1 protein-coding gene is annotated in these 507 nt (G+C 53.8%); it reads right to left on the bottom strand.

All coding sequences use genetic code 11. The annotated features are described in order from the left end of the window. Nucleotides 1–507: hypothetical protein (locus tag KVH01_RS29480; RefSeq protein WP_217883804.1), on the bottom strand; the 507-nt coding region annotated here is incomplete at both ends.

The raw sequence follows: 507 nt of genomic DNA, 5'->3' as shown, positions 1-507 counted from the left end.
GGCGTCTTGACCTGAGTAACCAGTTTCCCGTTGGCATCCACGAGAGTTTCGCTATGTGTCACAGCATCATGCTTACGGTAGATACCGTCATCTGTGCCCACCGGCGTCGGATTCTTCAGCCCCGCCTCGCGTTTAGCATCTCCCGAACCATCGACAATCACACCCTTAACCGCTGAATCGCCCGTAATCACCACCTTCGCGTTCGCATCAAGCGCAGTGCCCTTGTCATCCTTCACCAGCTTGCCCGTCAGCGGGTCCCGGTACACCGGCTTACTATCGGTCGTTTTCAAATCAGGAGCTTGATCATAACCAGCCATCTTGTGCTTCAGATCGTCAGACAGTACCAACTGGCCATCCTTGATCGTAGCGTCACCCGACACCACCTGCGTAGTGCCCAGCTTATGACCGGTCACAATCAACTTAGTATTATTTGCCAGCACCTTCCCATCTTTATCCGCAAGCTTATGATCCAGCGTGTCGTAGACCTTCGCCTTCTCACCCGTCTGA

This window comes from Pseudomonas khavaziana, from assembly GCF_019145205.1.
Lineage (GTDB): Bacteria > Pseudomonadota > Gammaproteobacteria > Pseudomonadales > Pseudomonadaceae > Aquipseudomonas > Aquipseudomonas khavaziana.
The sequence above is the reverse complement of the archived record's forward strand: the minus strand, read 5'-3'. Positions and strand labels throughout refer to the sequence as shown.